21 protein-coding genes (1 of these 21 only partly in view) are annotated in these 14446 nt (G+C 43.4%); 20 read left to right on the forward strand and 1 reads right to left on the reverse strand.

Features of this window, described 5'->3' with window-relative positions; all coding sequences use genetic code 11:
• The first annotated feature begins 317 nt into the window (after positions 1-317).
• From S4054249_RS00905 to rplQ, 20 genes are all read left to right on the forward strand, one after another.
• Positions 318-1085, forward strand: a complete 768-nt coding sequence (locus S4054249_RS00905) for an ATP-binding cassette domain-containing protein (protein ID WP_052961116.1) — start codon at positions 318-320, stop codon at positions 1083-1085.
• Positions 1086-1622: 537 nt separating this feature from the next.
• A complete protein-coding gene (locus tag S4054249_RS00910; RefSeq protein WP_046357857.1) occupies positions 1623-4277 on the forward strand; it encodes a family 20 glycosylhydrolase in 2655 nt (884 codons plus the stop codon).
• A 278-nt stretch (positions 4278-4555) separates the two neighbouring features.
• Entirely contained in the window at positions 4556-5398 is an 843-nt protein-coding gene (locus tag S4054249_RS00915) for a polysaccharide deacetylase family protein (protein WP_046357858.1), read from the forward strand.
• A 265-nt stretch (positions 5399-5663) separates the two neighbouring features.
• Positions 5664-6032, forward strand: a complete 369-nt coding sequence (gene rplN / locus S4054249_RS00920; RefSeq protein ID WP_039611414.1) for a 50S ribosomal protein L14 — start codon at positions 5664-5666, stop codon at positions 6030-6032.
• Between the two features lie 10 nt (positions 6033-6042).
• Positions 6043-6357, forward strand: a complete 315-nt coding sequence (rplX, locus tag S4054249_RS00925; RefSeq protein ID WP_023401269.1) for a 50S ribosomal protein L24 — start codon at positions 6043-6045, stop codon at positions 6355-6357.
• Positions 6358-6372: 15 nt separating this feature from the next.
• Positions 6373-6912, forward strand: coding sequence for a 50S ribosomal protein L5 (gene rplE / locus S4054249_RS00930; protein ID WP_010386945.1), 540 nt, complete (start codon positions 6373-6375; stop codon positions 6910-6912).
• Between the two features lie 10 nt (positions 6913-6922).
• The gene (gene rpsN, locus S4054249_RS00935) at positions 6923-7228 is read left to right on the forward strand and encodes a 30S ribosomal protein S14 (RefSeq protein WP_023401268.1); all 306 of its coding nucleotides are present in this window, start codon (positions 6923-6925) and stop codon (positions 7226-7228) included.
• A 20-nt stretch (positions 7229-7248) separates the two neighbouring features.
• Positions 7249-7641 (forward strand): 30S ribosomal protein S8, encoded by a 393-nt coding sequence (gene rpsH / locus S4054249_RS00940; RefSeq protein ID WP_046357859.1) that lies wholly within the window; start codon positions 7249-7251, stop codon positions 7639-7641.
• A gap of 13 nt (positions 7642-7654) precedes the next feature.
• Entirely contained in the window at positions 7655-8185 is a 531-nt protein-coding gene (gene rplF, locus S4054249_RS00945; protein WP_023401266.1) for a 50S ribosomal protein L6, read from the forward strand.
• A gap of 9 nt (positions 8186-8194) precedes the next feature.
• On the forward strand, positions 8195-8545 hold the full coding sequence (rplR, locus tag S4054249_RS00950; protein ID WP_023401265.1) for a 50S ribosomal protein L18: 351 nt from the start codon (positions 8195-8197) through the stop codon (positions 8543-8545).
• A gap of 9 nt (positions 8546-8554) precedes the next feature.
• Positions 8555-9061: a 30S ribosomal protein S5 gene (gene rpsE / locus S4054249_RS00955; RefSeq protein WP_023401264.1), complete on the forward strand. Its 507-nt coding sequence runs from the start codon at positions 8555-8557 to the stop codon at positions 9059-9061.
• A 6-nt stretch (positions 9062-9067) separates the two neighbouring features.
• A complete protein-coding gene (gene rpmD / locus S4054249_RS00960; protein WP_010378276.1) occupies positions 9068-9247 on the forward strand; it encodes a 50S ribosomal protein L30 in 180 nt (59 codons plus the stop codon).
• A gap of 4 nt (positions 9248-9251) precedes the next feature.
• The gene (gene rplO, locus S4054249_RS00965; protein WP_039611416.1) at positions 9252-9686 is read left to right on the forward strand and encodes a 50S ribosomal protein L15; all 435 of its coding nucleotides are present in this window, start codon (positions 9252-9254) and stop codon (positions 9684-9686) included.
• An 11-nt stretch (positions 9687-9697) separates the two neighbouring features.
• Complete coding sequence (gene secY / locus S4054249_RS00970; RefSeq protein WP_039611417.1) at positions 9698-11026, forward strand: preprotein translocase subunit SecY; 1329 nt, start codon at positions 9698-9700, stop codon at positions 11024-11026.
• A 21-nt stretch (positions 11027-11047) separates the two neighbouring features.
• Positions 11048-11161, forward strand: a complete 114-nt coding sequence (gene rpmJ, locus S4054249_RS25770) for a 50S ribosomal protein L36 (protein ID WP_002959476.1) — start codon at positions 11048-11050, stop codon at positions 11159-11161.
• A gap of 129 nt (positions 11162-11290) precedes the next feature.
• On the forward strand, positions 11291-11647 hold the full coding sequence (gene rpsM / locus S4054249_RS00975) for a 30S ribosomal protein S13 (protein WP_010378282.1): 357 nt from the start codon (positions 11291-11293) through the stop codon (positions 11645-11647).
• 13 nt (positions 11648-11660) lie between these two features.
• Positions 11661-12047: a 30S ribosomal protein S11 gene (gene rpsK, locus S4054249_RS00980; RefSeq protein WP_010386935.1), complete on the forward strand. Its 387-nt coding sequence runs from the start codon at positions 11661-11663 to the stop codon at positions 12045-12047.
• A 22-nt stretch (positions 12048-12069) separates the two neighbouring features.
• Complete coding sequence (gene rpsD, locus S4054249_RS00985; protein ID WP_039611418.1) at positions 12070-12690, forward strand: 30S ribosomal protein S4; 621 nt, start codon at positions 12070-12072, stop codon at positions 12688-12690.
• A 24-nt stretch (positions 12691-12714) separates the two neighbouring features.
• The gene (locus S4054249_RS00990) at positions 12715-13701 is read left to right on the forward strand and encodes a DNA-directed RNA polymerase subunit alpha (protein ID WP_023401260.1); all 987 of its coding nucleotides are present in this window, start codon (positions 12715-12717) and stop codon (positions 13699-13701) included.
• 38 nt (positions 13702-13739) lie between these two features.
• Positions 13740-14141, forward strand: coding sequence for a 50S ribosomal protein L17 (rplQ, locus tag S4054249_RS00995; protein WP_010386932.1), 402 nt, complete (start codon positions 13740-13742; stop codon positions 14139-14141).
• A gap of 99 nt (positions 14142-14240) precedes the next feature.
• Here the strand turns inward: rplQ and S4054249_RS01000 are convergent, their stop codons facing one another.
• Positions 14241-14446, reverse strand: the 3' portion of a protein-coding gene (locus S4054249_RS01000) for an outer membrane beta-barrel protein (protein WP_046357860.1). The gene runs 388 nt beyond the window's last position; only the last 206 of its 594 coding nucleotides appear in the window; the start codon falls outside the window, past its right edge — the gene reads right to left on this strand; its stop codon occupies positions 14241-14243.

Below are 14446 nucleotides of genomic sequence, written 5' to 3' on the forward strand. Positions count from 1 at the left end.
GTTAGATTGTAAACCCTCCTTTAGTATAAATTTATTATTTCTTATTTTGCATATGTTTTGTTCGATAATGGGATTAAGTACCGGTTTTTAAATATTAAAAATCAAAAAGCATTTCGTTATTGTAAATAGAGTCGTGTACATGCGATATTTTTGATTGAAAAATGTACACAGGTCGTTTAATTCTATTAGCTATATTCCCAATATAGATAATTTTTAGCCATGCTCATAGCTCATGACTTTTTTGACATTTTTGATCTGCAAGCTAAGCACAAAGCCATACGAAGTGAAGCCCAGAATACGATTGTGGAGAGCGAGCTGTGAAAGTTATACAAGTTGAGTGTGTTAGCAAAACTTATCAGTACTATAAAAAGCCGCAAGGGTTTTCAGCCTCTTTAAAAAACCTCTTTCAGCGGGAAATATTGTATACAGAAGCCATTAAAGACATTTCTTTCGATATCGAGCGTGGTCAAGTTGTTGCCGTAGTTGGTGAAGCAGGAGCTGGGAAGACGACGACAATGAAGATGTTATCTGGTACTGAACTACCTACTCAAGGCGCCATCAAGGTATTCGGTGATACACCTTGTGCGCAGGCTACTGCATTTAAAAAGCGGTGTGCTTTTTTGACCGGTGAGGATAATCAACTTTGGCCAGATCTTCCTGCAATTGACAGTTTCAATCTATGCCAATGTATATACGAAATCCCATTGCCCATATATCGTCAAAGGTTGAGTTATTTGTCAGAGCTTTTGCATGTATCACATTTATTGGACATCCAAGTACGGCGCTTGTCAGGTGTCGAGCGCATTAAAATGGAGCTAATCGCGGCTTTATTGCATGATCCAGAGTTACTTTTTTTAGATGAGCCGACTCTGGGGCTGGATTTTTTATCACAGCGAGCGGTGATGCGATGCTTAAAATCATTAGCCAAAGATGACCAACTGACGGTTTTAGTATCAAGTGATACTGTGGATGATATTGCAACGTTATGTGAGAGAGTGTTAGTGATCAAAAGCGGGCGTTTGATATGTGATGACGACATTGAATTGGCAAGACAAGCTTTAGGAGAGCTTGCAGCAGCGATATAAATGAATTAAGCGACGTAGTATTAGGATGAATCATGAAAAAAAGTCATGTTCATAGTCGGGCTTTATACATTGATGTACTCGTAGTATCTGTTTCTGACTTTTCTATAAAGCTACTGAAATTTACCCTCACCCCCCCTAATAGCGTGGTTCTGCAATCAAATTATCATTGAAACTAAGATTGTGTACAAACAGCCACAGTGTTTTTAATTTTTCATTAATGATGTCCAATCTGCTCTCTGATTTACATCTTAGTCATCAATTAGGTGAGTAGGCGATGCCGCCTACATAGATTTGAAGCGTTAAATAACTATCGAACCCCATGTCACAGGCTATGTATATCATTACTGAGTCACTACGTTGATCATTAATTACCTAAAACGCTCACTAATTTCGCTATTGTTATTTACTAAATTAATCCATGCATTATGAATGTTTCGAAATTGAAACGAGTGTATAAAAGCTCTAGATTGAGATGTTTTAGCTAATTTTTAACCAATTTAATGTTTTAATTAAAAATGAAAAAGCAGGAATGGATATATGCATGTAAATAAAAAAGCATTAACGGAACGTATTTTGGCTTTGCTATTGCCGACGATGGCCATGACAAGCCCTGTTTGGGCACTAGATACAATTAATCAGCAACAACTTAATCAGCTCGCCGATACGCTAGATGTAAAATATCGATTACTAAGTAATATGCCAGAACAGTGCCCTGGTTCAACGGCTGAGTTTTGCTATCACGCACAGATTGAAATCACGAGCCCATTTACTGCCAATGTCGATGGCTGGAAGATCTTATATAGCCAAGTGTACCCAGCAACGGAAAGTAAAAGTGAACAACTGACACTTCGTCATTTTAATGGTGACCTGAATCATATTGCGCCAAGTAGCTCATTCACAGGTTTTGAAGCTGGGAAGAGCCAAGTGATTGAATTCTGGGTCGCGAGCTCATTGCTCAATGAAGGTGAGTTAATGCCAAATTATATACTTACCGCACAAGGGCTAGAACCAAAGGTCATTAAAAGTACTCAGTCTTATATTGAACCAGACACACGACTAGAAATAAAACCCTATGCAGCAGTGAGCGGGAAAAACAGTGTGATGCAATCTCACCCTGACGACCACTATGCCAAATATACCTCAGCGGCTTTGTTTGATAAATATGCCGTACCAAATTATGAACTAGATTCAGTGACACATGCCATTGTACCAACGCCGGATTCGATGGAAGTATTTAGTCAAGATAGCCCGCTGGGCTTACGTCAAGGAATTAAGTTGCAGCTTTCTGGGCTTGAGTATGGCGATGTTGCTGCTGCATTACAGCGTTTAGATGCATTAGGTGTTAAGCAAACACATAATGGGGTTGCAGTGCATATTACGGTAAATGGTAAGCGAGAGAGCCATGCTGGCGCTTACCAACTGAGCACCCGCCAAGGTAAAATTCAAATTCATGCGCAAGATAATGCAGGTGCGTACTATGGGTTGCAGTCTGTGGCGAGTCTTTTATCGTTAGATACAATGCAAGTACCAGCGGTATCTGTAGTTGATAAACCACGGTATGATTATCGAGGCTTGCATTTGGATGTGGCACGTAACTTCCGTTCTAAAGAGTTTGTATTACGGTTACTCAGTAAAATGTCTGCTTATAAGCTCAACAAATTGCACTTTCATTTAGCGGATGACGAAGGGTGGCGTATTGAGATTCCTGGCTTGCCTGAATTGACAACATTATCATCGCATCGATGCATAGATTTGGATGATAAACATTGTTTACAGCCTCAATTGGGCTCGGCAATTAATGCAGACAGAGACGGTTATTACTCCATTGAGGACTATCAAGAGATCTTGAATTTTGCAAAGCAACATCATATCGAAATTATTCCTTCATTAGATATGCCTGGTCACTCCCGTGCTGCGGTAAAAGCCATGGAAAAACGTTTTTATACACTGACTCAGCAGGGCAAGCATGATGCAGCGCGACAGTACCTTGTTAGTGATCCGTTAGACGCCACAGAATATCGCTCAATTCAGCATTATAATGACAACACATTAAATGTGTGCATGGAGTCAACGTACGCGTTTGTTGATAAGGTGATTTCCGAGGTAGCTGCGCAGCATAAAAAAGCGGGTTCACCGCTGAATATTTATCATATCGGTGCAGATGAAACCGCGGGTGCATGGGTTGAATCTCCGGCCTGTAAACAGTTTATTGCCGATAAATCGAATGACGTACATGAAGTTGAGGAGTTAACAGGCTATTTTATCGAGCGTGTTGCAACTATGATTGCTGCAAAAGGCATTGAAGTTGCTGGTTGGAATGATGGCCTTTCAGAAACGAGGCAGGACAAAATGCCCCGTAAAGTTGCGTCTTATGTATGGGCAACTTTACCTCAAAATGCGCATAAGGTTGTGAGTGCGCATGCTAGAAAAGGGTGGGATATTATCTTGTCTACCCCAGATGTGACTTATTTAGACTTTCCCTACGAGTTAGATCCGAAAGAGAGTGGTTATAAATGGGGCGCGAGAAGAACAAATAGTAAAACTATTTTTGAGTTCATGCCTGACAACTTACCAGCCAACGCAGAGATTAAAAAAGACACCATAGGTAGAAACTATATTGCAGATGATCGCACTCAAGTGGATGAAAATGGTAAGTTCACACATCAACCACTTCCAGAGGGGTTTCGTGTAACAGGGATCCAAGGTCATCTTTGGTCTGAGGTAGTGCGCAAAGACCATTTAGCTGAGTACATGCTATTTCCTCGTTTGTTGGCATTGGCGGAAAAAGCGTGGCACCGCGCACAGTGGGAAGTACCTTACAATTACGCAGGTGAAAAGTATGATCATACCACTGGTTTCTTTACCGCGCAGATGCGCCAACACCGCGATCAACAATGGCAAGATTTTATTCATGCAGTGGGATACAAAGAGCTCGAAAAGTTTGACCGCCTCGGGGTATTTTATCGGATCCCTAATGTGGTGAGTAAAGTCATTGATAACAAACTACATGCATCGACGATTATTCCGGGGCTGCCGATCCAATACCGAATCAATCTTGGTGAGTGGCAAGAATACGTTGAACCAGTGCGATTATCACCAGGAGGAGATATTGAACTGCGAGCATTATCCCCTGATAGGCGTCGGCCGGGCCGAATTGAACTGGCTGATTTAACGGGGAACGCACGATTTTAGACAGCTTTGAGGTTGATTGTGTGTGCATCCGTAAATTATTTAAGCTGCAATCACGATGTCATTTAATTGCAAATCAGCTAAGTGTGTATAAAAAGCAGATACTTGAACGTTTATGTGCTCAGCTGCTTAGGAAGGGGTTCTATAATAGTATTTTTATCAGTAGTTTATGCTTGTTAAATAGAAAATAAGAATACCTTCATTGTTTCTTCATGGTGGATAGTGTGCGTACTAAGCACACTATCCACCGAGTGAATCGAATCAAGAGAAATGGAGAGAATATGTACTCAACAAATACGATTAGTAAACTAATGGCGGCAACTTTAATCACAATGTCGGTAAGTAGTTGTGCTGGGACTAAAGACGTTGGGTCAGATAAAGTGGAGTTCACTTATCCGAATGGAGCGAAATACGCCATATCTTTAAGTTTCGACGATGCGCGAAACAGTCAAGTAGATGTAGGTATACCAATACTCGATAAGCATGGTGTCAAGGGGACGTTTTATGTCAACCCACAATTTGTGCAGCAAAGACTATCTGGATGGCAGCAAGCAGTGAAGAATGGACATGAATTGGGTAATCATACAAGTTCACATCTCTGCACCGGCAATTTTGCCTGGTTACGTAAAGATAATTTAGGGTTAGAGCAAGTCGATTTGCAGTGGCTGAGAGAGGATATTGAAGCAACCACAGAATATATGAAAAAAAACCTGAATGTTGACCCCCGATCATTTGCTTATCCGTGCGGTAACACGTTTGTGGGTAGAGGTAAGGCAGTGAGAAGTTATGTACCATTGATTGCCGAGCTATTTAAAACGGGGCGTACTTGGTTAGATGAAACCGCGAATAACCCTACTTATACAGACTTTGCGCAACTGGCGGGTAATCGCATGGACGGTATGAGTTTTGAAGAAATAAAAACGCAACTTGATTTGCTCAAAGAAAATAATAAATGGGTTATTTTAGCTGGGCATGATGTCGGTGAAAAAAGTATGTATACCACCGATAAAGATGCGTTAGAAGCACTTATTGTGTATTTAAAAGACCCTACAAATGGGTATTGGCTTGCGACAGTAGATGAGGTTGCAACCTACATTGAAAAACACAGACAAGATAATCTTTGACTGTTTTTTGAACTGCAACAAAGGTTTAAAATTCGTGCAGTAGACTTGTTTTTTGCGGCATCGACCTCATATGAGAGAAGGTGGTGAAAGCAGATGCAGCAATTTGATAAATTAATTAAAAATTGAACTATCTTTGGCTGAACTTTGCTGTTACAATTCCCCGCCCTTGAAAGACGAAAGCTTCGTTTTTTGAGTGGAAATTAATCTAAATGCTTAGCTTTTATACAAAATCTAAGTAAATGTTAACTACACCGGAGCATAGACAATGATCCAAATGCAAACTCAGCTGGACGTTGCTGATAACAGCGGCGCTCGCAAAGTGCAGTGTATTAAAGTCCTTGGTGGTTCGCACCGTCGCTACGCGCGTGTTGGTGACATCATTAAAGTTTCTGTTAAAGAAGCAATTCCTCGCGGCAAAGTGAAGAAAGGTGATGTTAAAAACGCTGTAGTAGTGCGTACTAAGAAAGGCGTTCGTCGTCCAGACGGCTCTTTAATCCGTTTCGATAGCAATGCGGCTGTTATCTTAAATGATAGCCATCAGCCAATTGGTACTCGTATCTTCGGCCCTGTGACGCGTGAACTACGTAACGAAAAGTTCATGAAAATCGTTTCACTAGCACCAGAAGTACTATAAGGAGTCGATCATGGCAGCAAAAATCCGTCGTGATGACGAAGTAATCGTACTAGCCGGTAAAGACAAAGGTAAGCGCGGTAAAGTGCTTTCAGTTGTAACTGAGACTGGTCGTGTATTTGTTGAAGGCGTAAATATCATCAAGAAACACCAGAAGCCTGTACCACAACTACAGCAAGCTGGCGGTATTGTTGAGAAAGAAGCGTCTGTCGACGTATCAAATGTAGCGATTTTCAATGCCGAAACTGGCAAAGCAGATCGTGTTGGTTTTAGATTTGAAGACGGTAAAAAAGTCCGTTTCTTCAAGTCTACTGGCAAAACTATTTAATAGTTGGAGTAGACGATGGCGAAACTGCATGAAGTGTACAAAGACAAAGTAGTAAAAGAACTTTTTGAAAAGTTCGGTTACAGCTCTGTCATGCAAGTCCCTCAGATCGAGAAGATCACACTTAACATGGGTGTGGGCGAAGCCCTAGCTGACAAGAAAATTCTAGAAAATGCTGTTGCAGACCTAGAAGCAATTTCTGGTCAGAAACCTCTAGTGACTAAAGCACGCAAATCAGTTGCTGGCTTTAAGATCCGTGAAGGTTACCCAATTGGCTGTAAAGTAACCCTACGCGGCGAGCGTATGTGGGATTTCCTTGAGCGTTTAGTCTCAATCGCGATGCCACGTATTCGTGACTTCCGCGGTGTTAGCGCAAAGTCTTTTGACGGTCGCGGTAACTACTCTATGGGCGTACGTGAGCAAATCATCTTCCCAGAAATTGATTATGATAAAGTAGACCGTGTTCGCGGTATGGATATCACAATCACTACTTCTGCGAAAACAGATGATGAAGGCCGTGCGTTATTAGAAGCGTTCAACTTCCCATTCAAAAAGTAAGGGTAGGGTTATGGCAAAGAATTCAATGAAAGCGCGTGACGTAAAACGTGCTAAATTAGTTGCACAGTACGCAGAAAAGCGTGCTGCACTTAAAGCTATCATCAGCGATGTTAAAACATCTGATGATGAGCGTTGGGACGCGGTATTAAAGCTTCAGTCTTTACCGCGTGATTCTAGCCCTTCACGTCAACGTAATCGTTGTAACATTACGGGCCGCCCACATGGTTACCTTCGCAAGTTCGGCTTAAGCCGTATCAAAGTTCGCGAAGCAGCTATGCGCGGTGAAATTCCTGGCCTTAAAAAGGCTTCTTGGTAATAGAATCACGGGAGTAAGACATGAGCTTGCAAGATCCAATCGCGGATTTGTTTACACGCATCCGTAACGGTCAGTCTGCGAAGAAGGTAGAAGTAACAATGCCAACTTCAAAGCTGAAAGTAGCTGTTGCTGACGTACTGAAAAACGAAGGTTTCATCACTGGTTATTCAGTATCAGGCGACGTAAAAGCAGAATTGACTATCGAACTTAAGTACTTCGAAGGCAAAGCTGTTATCGAAAGCATCCAGCGTGTTAGCCGCCCTGGTCTACGTATCTATAAGAAACGTGACGAATTACCTAAGGTAATGGGTGGTCTAGGTATCGCTATCGTATCAACTTCTAAAGGCCTGATGACAGACCGCGCTGCGCGTACCGCTGGTGTTGGTGGTGAAATCATTGGCTTTGTAGCTTAATCGGAGGGGAACTATGTCTCGTATTGCGAAGGCTCCTATTGCTGTTCCTGCCGGTGTTGAAGTTGCAATTAACGGCCAGGAAATCAAAGTTAAAGGTAAAAATGGTGAATTGACTCGCGTTCTTAACGACGCAGTTGAAGTTGTTCTTAACGACAACGTTATCACTACAGCACCTCGTGAAGTAGCAAATGCTTGGGCTCAAGCTGGTACTGCACGCGCTCTGATCAACAACATGATCATCGGCGTTAACGAAGGTTTTGAAAAGAAACTACAACTAGTCGGTGTTGGTTACCGTGCTGCAGTTAAGGGTAAAGTTTTAGACTTAACTCTTGGCTTCTCACACCCAGTGAATTTCGAGATCCCAGCGGGTATCACTATCGAAGCTCCAAGCCAGACTGAAATCGTTGTTAAAGGCGCAGACAAGCAGCTAGTTGGTCAAACTGCTGCAAACATCCGCTCATACCGTGAACCAGAGCCTTATAAAGGTAAAGGTGTACGTTACGCTGATGAGCACGTGCGTCGTAAAGAGGCTAAGAAGAAGTAAGGTAAGACGATGGATAAGAAAACAGCTCGTCTACGTCGTGCTAAGCGCACTCGTAGAAATATTATCGAACAAGGCACAACGCGTCTTGTTATCCACCGCACGCCACGTCACATATACGCTCAAATCGTAAACGTTGAGGGTATTGTACTGGCTGCTGCTTCTACTGTTGAAAAAGCAATTGCTGAAACAGTTAAAGGCACTGGCAACATCGAAGCTGCACAAGCAGTTGGTAAAGCAGTTGCTGAACGCGCGGCAGACAAAGGCATCGAAAAGCTTGCTTTTGACCGCAGTGGCTTTAAATATCACGGCCGTGTGAAGGCGCTTGCTGATGCAGCGCGTGAAGCCGGTCTGCAATTCTAGGAGTAGACAATGGCTAACGTAGAAGCAAAGCAACAACAGCCTGATTTGGCTGAAAAGCTAATCGCGGTAAACCGTGTGTCTAAAGTGGTTAAAGGTGGTCGTATCTTTAGCTTCACTGCACTAACTGTAGTTGGTGATGGCGCAGGTAAAGTAGGTTTTGGTTACGGTAAAGCACGCGAAGTTCCAGCTGCTATTCAAAAAGCAATGGAAAAAGCACGCCGTAACATGGTAAATGTTGATCTTAACGGTCACACGCTACAGCACCCAATCAAGGGTCGCCACGCAGGTTCTAAAGTATACATGCAGCCTGCATCTGAAGGTACAGGTATCATCGCCGGTGGTGCGATGCGTGCAGTACTAGAAGTAGCTGGTGTACAGAACGTACTTTCAAAAGCATACGGTTCTACTAACCCGATCAACATCGTTCGCGCAACAATTTCTGCTCTAGAGAACATGAACTCTCCAGAGAAGATCGCTGCGAAACGTGGTCTTAGCGTAGATGAAATCTTGGGGTAAGAAACCATGGCAAACACAGTTAAAGTAACACAAGTACGTAGCTCAATCGGTCGTTTACCGAAGCATAAAGCTACATTACGTGGCCTTGGTTTACGTCGTATCAACCATACTGTTGAGCTAGAAGATACGCCAGCAGTACGTGGTATGATCAACCAGGTTTCTTACATGGTTAAGGTTGAGGGCTAATTCGATGCAATTGAATACACTTTCTCCTGCTGCAGGTTCAAAAACTGCTGGTAAGCGCGTTGGTCGTGGTATCGGCTCTGGTCTAGGTAAGACTGGTGGTCGTGGTCACAAAGGTCAAAAGTCGCGTTCTGGCGGTAAAGTACGTGTTGGTTTTGAAGGCGGTCAAATGCCTATGCAACGCCGTCTACCAAAATTTGGCTTCACTTCACGCAAATCATTAGTATCTGCTGAAGTTAACCTTTTCGAAATCGCGAAGGTTGAAGGCGATGTGGTAGAGCTAAGCACACTACAAGCAGCTGGTATCGTTAAGAAGAACATTCAGTTCGTTAAAGTTGTTAAATCTGGCGAAGTTTCACGCGCAGTTACTGTTAAAGGCATTAAAGTGTCTAAAGGTGCTCGCGAAGCTATCGAAGCTGCCGGAGGCAAGGTAGAAGACTAAGGAAGTACACTATGGCTAAACCAGGTCAAGATATGCAAAGCGCACAGAGTGGGCTTGCGGAGTTGAAGCGCCGATTACTATTCGTTTTGGGTGCCATCATTATTTACCGTCTAGGTTCATTTGTGCCTATCCCTGGGATTGACGCCGCTGTACTTGCCGAGTTCTTCGAGCAACAAAAGGGCACCATCTTTGCCATGTTTAACATGTTCAGTGGTGGTGCGCTTGAGCGTGCATCTGTACTTGCGCTGGGTATTATGCCTTATATCTCAGCCTCGATTATCATGCAGCTATTGACGCATATACATCCTGCGATGATAGAGCTGAAAAAAGAGGGTGAGCAAGGTCGTAAGAAGATCAGCCAATACACGCGTTACGGCACGCTCGTGCTTGCTACAATACAGTCGATCGGTATCGCGACTAACCTACCAAATATGATGGAAGGCTTAGTTGTGAATCCTGGTTTCGGTTTCTATTTCACAGCTGTTGTGAGTTTAGTGACTGGTACTATGTTCCTGATGTGGCTGGGCGAACAAATTACAGAACGTGGTATCGGTAACGGTATCTCAGTACTGATTTTTGTTGGTATTGTAGCTAACCTGCCGTCTGCAATCGGTTCGACAGCAGAAATGGCGCGCCAAGGCGATTTGAATGTCTTTATCTTAGCACTTATTGCGTTTATCGTTGTTGCGGTAACTTACTTGGTAGTATTCTTTGAGCGTGGTCAACGTCGTATCGTCGTTAACTATGCTAAACGTCAGCAAGGCCGTCAGGTGTTTGCAGCACAGAGTACGCATTTACCATTGAAAGTTAACATGGCAGGGGTTATTCCACCAATATTTGCTAGCAGCATCATTCTGTTCCCTGGTACAATTGCAAGCTGGTTCGGCCAAGGTGAAGGTCCACTTGCTGATGCACTACAAGCAGTGTCAGCCGTGTTGACCCCAGGTCAGCCTCTGTACGCAATGGTACTAGCCGCAGCGATTATTTTCTTCTGCTTCTTCTATACAGCGTTGGTATTTAACCCACGTGAGACAGCAGATAATTTGAAAAAATCTGGCGCATTTATTCCAGGTTATCGCCCAGGTGAGCAGACGTCTAAATACATTGATAAAGTGATGACACGCCTGACATTGGCAGGTGCAATGTACATTACCTTTATCTGTCTGGTGCCCGAGTTTATGACCATGGCATGGCAAACGCCATTCTACTTCGGCGGTACATCAATTTTGATTATCGTTGTTGTTATCATGGACTTTATGGCACAAGTACAGACTCATTTGATGTCTCATCAATATGATTCTGTGCTGAAAAAAGCAAACCTTAAAGGCTACGGCCGATAGGGTCTGTTACGGAGTTGAGTTATGAAAGTACGTGCTTCCGTTAAGAAAATTTGCCGTAACTGTAAAGTTATCAAGCGTGCTGGTGTAGTACGTGTGATCTGCAGTGAGCCTAAGCACAAGCAAAGGCAAGGCTAAGAAATCTAGTCGTGCAGGCTAAGTTAATCACTTAGCCTGTTTCATTGGTAAAACTTGAATGTCGGTTGGGTATCCTGTACGGGCTTTCCAACAAGATGATAATCAGGTTTATTTATAGGAGATATGTTAGTGGCCCGTATCGCAGGCATTAACGTTCCTGACCATAAGCATGCTGTTATCGGTTTAACAAGCATCTATGGTGTAGGTAAAACTCGCGCTAAGGCGATCTTAGCTGCGACAGGTATCGCTGAAACTACTAAAATCGGCGAGTTAAACGACGAAACTCTTGACATCCTTCGTGAAGAAGTTGGCAAGTACACTGTTGAAGGTGATCTTCGTCGTGAAGTAACACTAAACATCAAACGTCTTATGGACCTTGGTTGTTTCCGTGGCTTACGTCACCGTCGTTCGTTACCACTACGTGGTCAACGTACTAAGACTAACGCGCGTACTCGTAAGGGTCCACGCAAGCCTATCAAGAAATAAGGTGGGGTAAGTTATGGCAAAAGCACCAATTCGTCGTAAAAAGGTCAAAAAGCAAGTTGTTGACGGTATGGCTCACGTTCATGCTTCTTTCAACAACACTATTGTGACCATCACTGACCGTCAAGGTAATGCTCTTTCTTGGGCGACTGCGGGTGGTTCAGGTTTCCGTGGTTCTCGTAAGTCTACTCCGTTCGCTGCACAGGTTGCTGCTGAGCGTGCAGGTACTGCTGCACAAGAGTACGGTCTTAAGAACCTAGAAGTATTCATTAAAGGTCCAGGTCCAGGCCGTGAGTCTGCTGTACGTGCATTGAATGCTGCTGGTTTCCGTATCACTAACATCACTGACGTGACGCCAATACCACACAATGGTTGTCGTCCACCGAAGAAACGTCGCGTATAATTAATAGGTTAGGAGAAAGAACATGGCAAGATATTTGGGCCCTAAGCTCAAGCTGAGTCGTCGTGAAGGTACTGACCTGTTCCTTAAAAGCGGCGTAAGAGCAATTGACTCTAAGTGTAAACTAGAAACAGCACCTGGTCAGCACGGCGCACGTAAAGGTCGTCTATCTGACTACGGTTTACAGTTACGTGAAAAGCAAAAAGTTCGTCGTATCTACGGTGTACTTGAAAAGCAATTCCGCAACTACTATAAAGAAGCTGCTCGCCTTAAAGGTAACACAGGTGAAAACTTGTTACAGCTTCTAGAGCAACGTCTAGACAATGTTGTATATCGCATGGGTTTTGCAAGCACGCGTGCTGAAGCACGTCAGCTAGTAAGCCACAAAGCGATTATGGTTAATGGTCGTGTTGTGAATATTCCTTCTTTCGTTATTACTCCAGAAGATGTAGTAGTAATCCGTGAGAAGTCTAAGAAGCAAGCGCGTATCATCGCTGCTCTAGAGTTGGCTGAGCAACGCGAAAAGCCAACTTGGATTGAAGTTGACGGTAAGAAAATGGAAGGTACTTTCAAGCGCCTACCTGAGCGTTCTGATCTGTCTGCGGACATTAATGAACAACTAATCGTCGAACTTTACTCGAAGTAAAGTTAAGAGTTAAGAGAGGATAAAATGCAGGGTTCTGTAACCGAATTCCTAAAACCAAGATTAGTCGATATCGACGCTATCAACTCAACCCGTTCTAAAGTAGTTTTAGAGCCTCTAGAGCGTGGCTTTGGTCACACTTTAGGTAATGCTTTACGTCGTATTCTTCTTTCGTCTATGCCGGGTTGTGCAGTGACAGAAGTAGAGATCGACGGTGTATTGCACGAGTACAGCGCGAAAGAAGGCGTACAAGAAGACATCATTGAAATTCTGTTAAACCTTAAAGGTCTGGCAGTTACTTTAGAAGGTAAAGATGAAGTTTTCCTTACCCTGACTAAGTCTGGTGTAGGCCCTGTGACTGCGGCTGACATCCAGCACGACGGCGATGTAACAATTGCTAATCCTGAGCACGTGATTTGTCACTTAACTGCTGACAATAGCGATATCAGTATGCGTATCCGTGTTGAGCGCGGTCGTGGTTATGTTCCGGCGTCAAGTCGTTTATCCTCTGATGACGATGAGCGTCCAATTGGTCGTCTGTTGCTAGATGCATCATTCAGTCCAGTTGAGCGTATTGCGTACTCGGTTGAATCAGCCCGTGTTGAGCAGCGTACTGACTTAGACAAATTGATCATCGATATGGAAACTAATGGCACACTAGATCCTGAAGAAGCGATCCGTCGTGCATCTACAATCCTAGCTGAACAGCTAGAAGCGTTTGTAGATTTGCGTGATGTTTCTGAGCCAGAAGAAAAAGAAGAGAAGCCGGAGTTTGATCCGATTCTACTTCGTCCTGTTGATGATTTAGAGCTAACAGTACGTTCTGCAAACTGTCTGAAAGCCGAGCAAATTCAATATATTGGTGATCTGGTACAACGTACTGAGGTTGAGCTTCTTAAGACGCCAAACCTTGGTAAGAAATCTCTAACAGAGATTAAAGACGTGTTAGCTTCTCGTGGTCTTTCTCTAGGCATGCGCCTAGAAAACTGGCCGCCAGCAAGTCTAGCTGAATAATCAGATTACTATATTAGTTTAGTTAGAAGGATAGGGTCATGCGCCATCGTAAGAGTGGTCGTCAATTAAACCGTAACAGCAGCCATCGCAAAGCGATGTTCAGCAACATGGCTGGTTCTTTGGTGAAGCACGAAATCATCAAAACAACTTTGCCTAAAGCGAAAGAGTTGCGCCGTGTAATTGAGCCTTTAATCACACTGGCTAAGACTGACAGCGTAGCAAACCGCCGTTTAGCGTTTGCTCGCACGCGTGATAAAGAAGTAGTTGGTAAATTGTTCTCTGAGATCGGTCCACGTTTTGCGGATCGTCCAGGTGGTTACACTCGTATTCTTAAGTGTGGCTTCCGTGCAGGTGACAACGCGCCAATGGCTTATATTGAACTACTAGATCGCCCAGTTGCGACTGAAGAAGTTCAAGAAGACGCGCAGTCTGCAGAGTAAGTCTTTATAAGACACGAAAAAGCCGAGCATTAGCTCGGCTTTTTTGTTTTATTTTCATAGGATAAATGGTTAGTTAGCCTATGAGCCAAAATTCTTTTATCAGAATTTCCAGTGAAAAAGTACACCAGTGTTATTACCGTCAAAAGTAATATTTGATCCAGAGAAGTCTGCTCTACCAATACGGTCTAAATCATATTCAGCACGTGTATGCCTTAGTTCTAAATCTGCAGAAAGTGTTTCGAAGTGATATTTTACGCTGGCAATGTAAGCAATTTCATTGTCAAAGCTCACGTCAGCCCCCAAGT

The organism is Pseudoalteromonas luteoviolacea (assembly GCF_001750165.1).
Taxonomy (GTDB): Bacteria; Pseudomonadota; Gammaproteobacteria; order Enterobacterales; family Alteromonadaceae; genus Pseudoalteromonas; species Pseudoalteromonas luteoviolacea_G.

What these genes read in the sequence shown, in the direction of transcription:
- rplO (WP_039611416.1), top strand. Translation starts at nt 9,252, where the DNA reads ATGCAATTGAATACACTTTCTCCTGCTGCAGGTTCAAAAACTGCTGGT.
- rpmD (WP_010378276.1), top strand. Translation starts at nt 9,068, where the DNA reads ATGGCAAACACAGTTAAAGTAACACAAGTACGTAGCTCAATCGGTCGT.
- S4054249_RS00910 (WP_046357857.1), top strand. Translation starts at nt 1,623, where the DNA reads ATGCATGTAAATAAAAAAGCATTAACGGAACGTATTTTGGCTTTGCTA.
- rpsN (WP_023401268.1), top strand. Translation starts at nt 6,923, where the DNA reads ATGGCAAAGAATTCAATGAAAGCGCGTGACGTAAAACGTGCTAAATTA.
- rpsE (WP_023401264.1), top strand. Translation starts at nt 8,555, where the DNA reads ATGGCTAACGTAGAAGCAAAGCAACAACAGCCTGATTTGGCTGAAAAG.
- S4054249_RS00990 (WP_023401260.1), top strand. Translation starts at nt 12,715, where the DNA reads ATGCAGGGTTCTGTAACCGAATTCCTAAAACCAAGATTAGTCGATATC.
- secY (WP_039611417.1), top strand. Translation starts at nt 9,698, where the DNA reads ATGGCTAAACCAGGTCAAGATATGCAAAGCGCACAGAGTGGGCTTGCG.
- rpsK (WP_010386935.1), top strand. Translation starts at nt 11,661, where the DNA reads ATGGCAAAAGCACCAATTCGTCGTAAAAAGGTCAAAAAGCAAGTTGTT.
- rplF (WP_023401266.1), top strand. Translation starts at nt 7,655, where the DNA reads ATGTCTCGTATTGCGAAGGCTCCTATTGCTGTTCCTGCCGGTGTTGAA.
- rplQ (WP_010386932.1), top strand. Translation starts at nt 13,740, where the DNA reads ATGCGCCATCGTAAGAGTGGTCGTCAATTAAACCGTAACAGCAGCCAT.
- S4054249_RS00915 (WP_046357858.1), top strand. Translation starts at nt 4,556, where the DNA reads ATGTACTCAACAAATACGATTAGTAAACTAATGGCGGCAACTTTAATC.
- rplN (WP_039611414.1), top strand. Translation starts at nt 5,664, where the DNA reads ATGATCCAAATGCAAACTCAGCTGGACGTTGCTGATAACAGCGGCGCT.
- rplX (WP_023401269.1), top strand. Translation starts at nt 6,043, where the DNA reads ATGGCAGCAAAAATCCGTCGTGATGACGAAGTAATCGTACTAGCCGGT.
- rplE (WP_010386945.1), top strand. Translation starts at nt 6,373, where the DNA reads ATGGCGAAACTGCATGAAGTGTACAAAGACAAAGTAGTAAAAGAACTT.
- rplR (WP_023401265.1), top strand. Translation starts at nt 8,195, where the DNA reads ATGGATAAGAAAACAGCTCGTCTACGTCGTGCTAAGCGCACTCGTAGA.
- rpsH (WP_046357859.1), top strand. Translation starts at nt 7,249, where the DNA reads ATGAGCTTGCAAGATCCAATCGCGGATTTGTTTACACGCATCCGTAAC.
- rpsD (WP_039611418.1), top strand. Translation starts at nt 12,070, where the DNA reads ATGGCAAGATATTTGGGCCCTAAGCTCAAGCTGAGTCGTCGTGAAGGT.
- rpmJ (WP_002959476.1), top strand. Translation starts at nt 11,048, where the DNA reads ATGAAAGTACGTGCTTCCGTTAAGAAAATTTGCCGTAACTGTAAAGTT.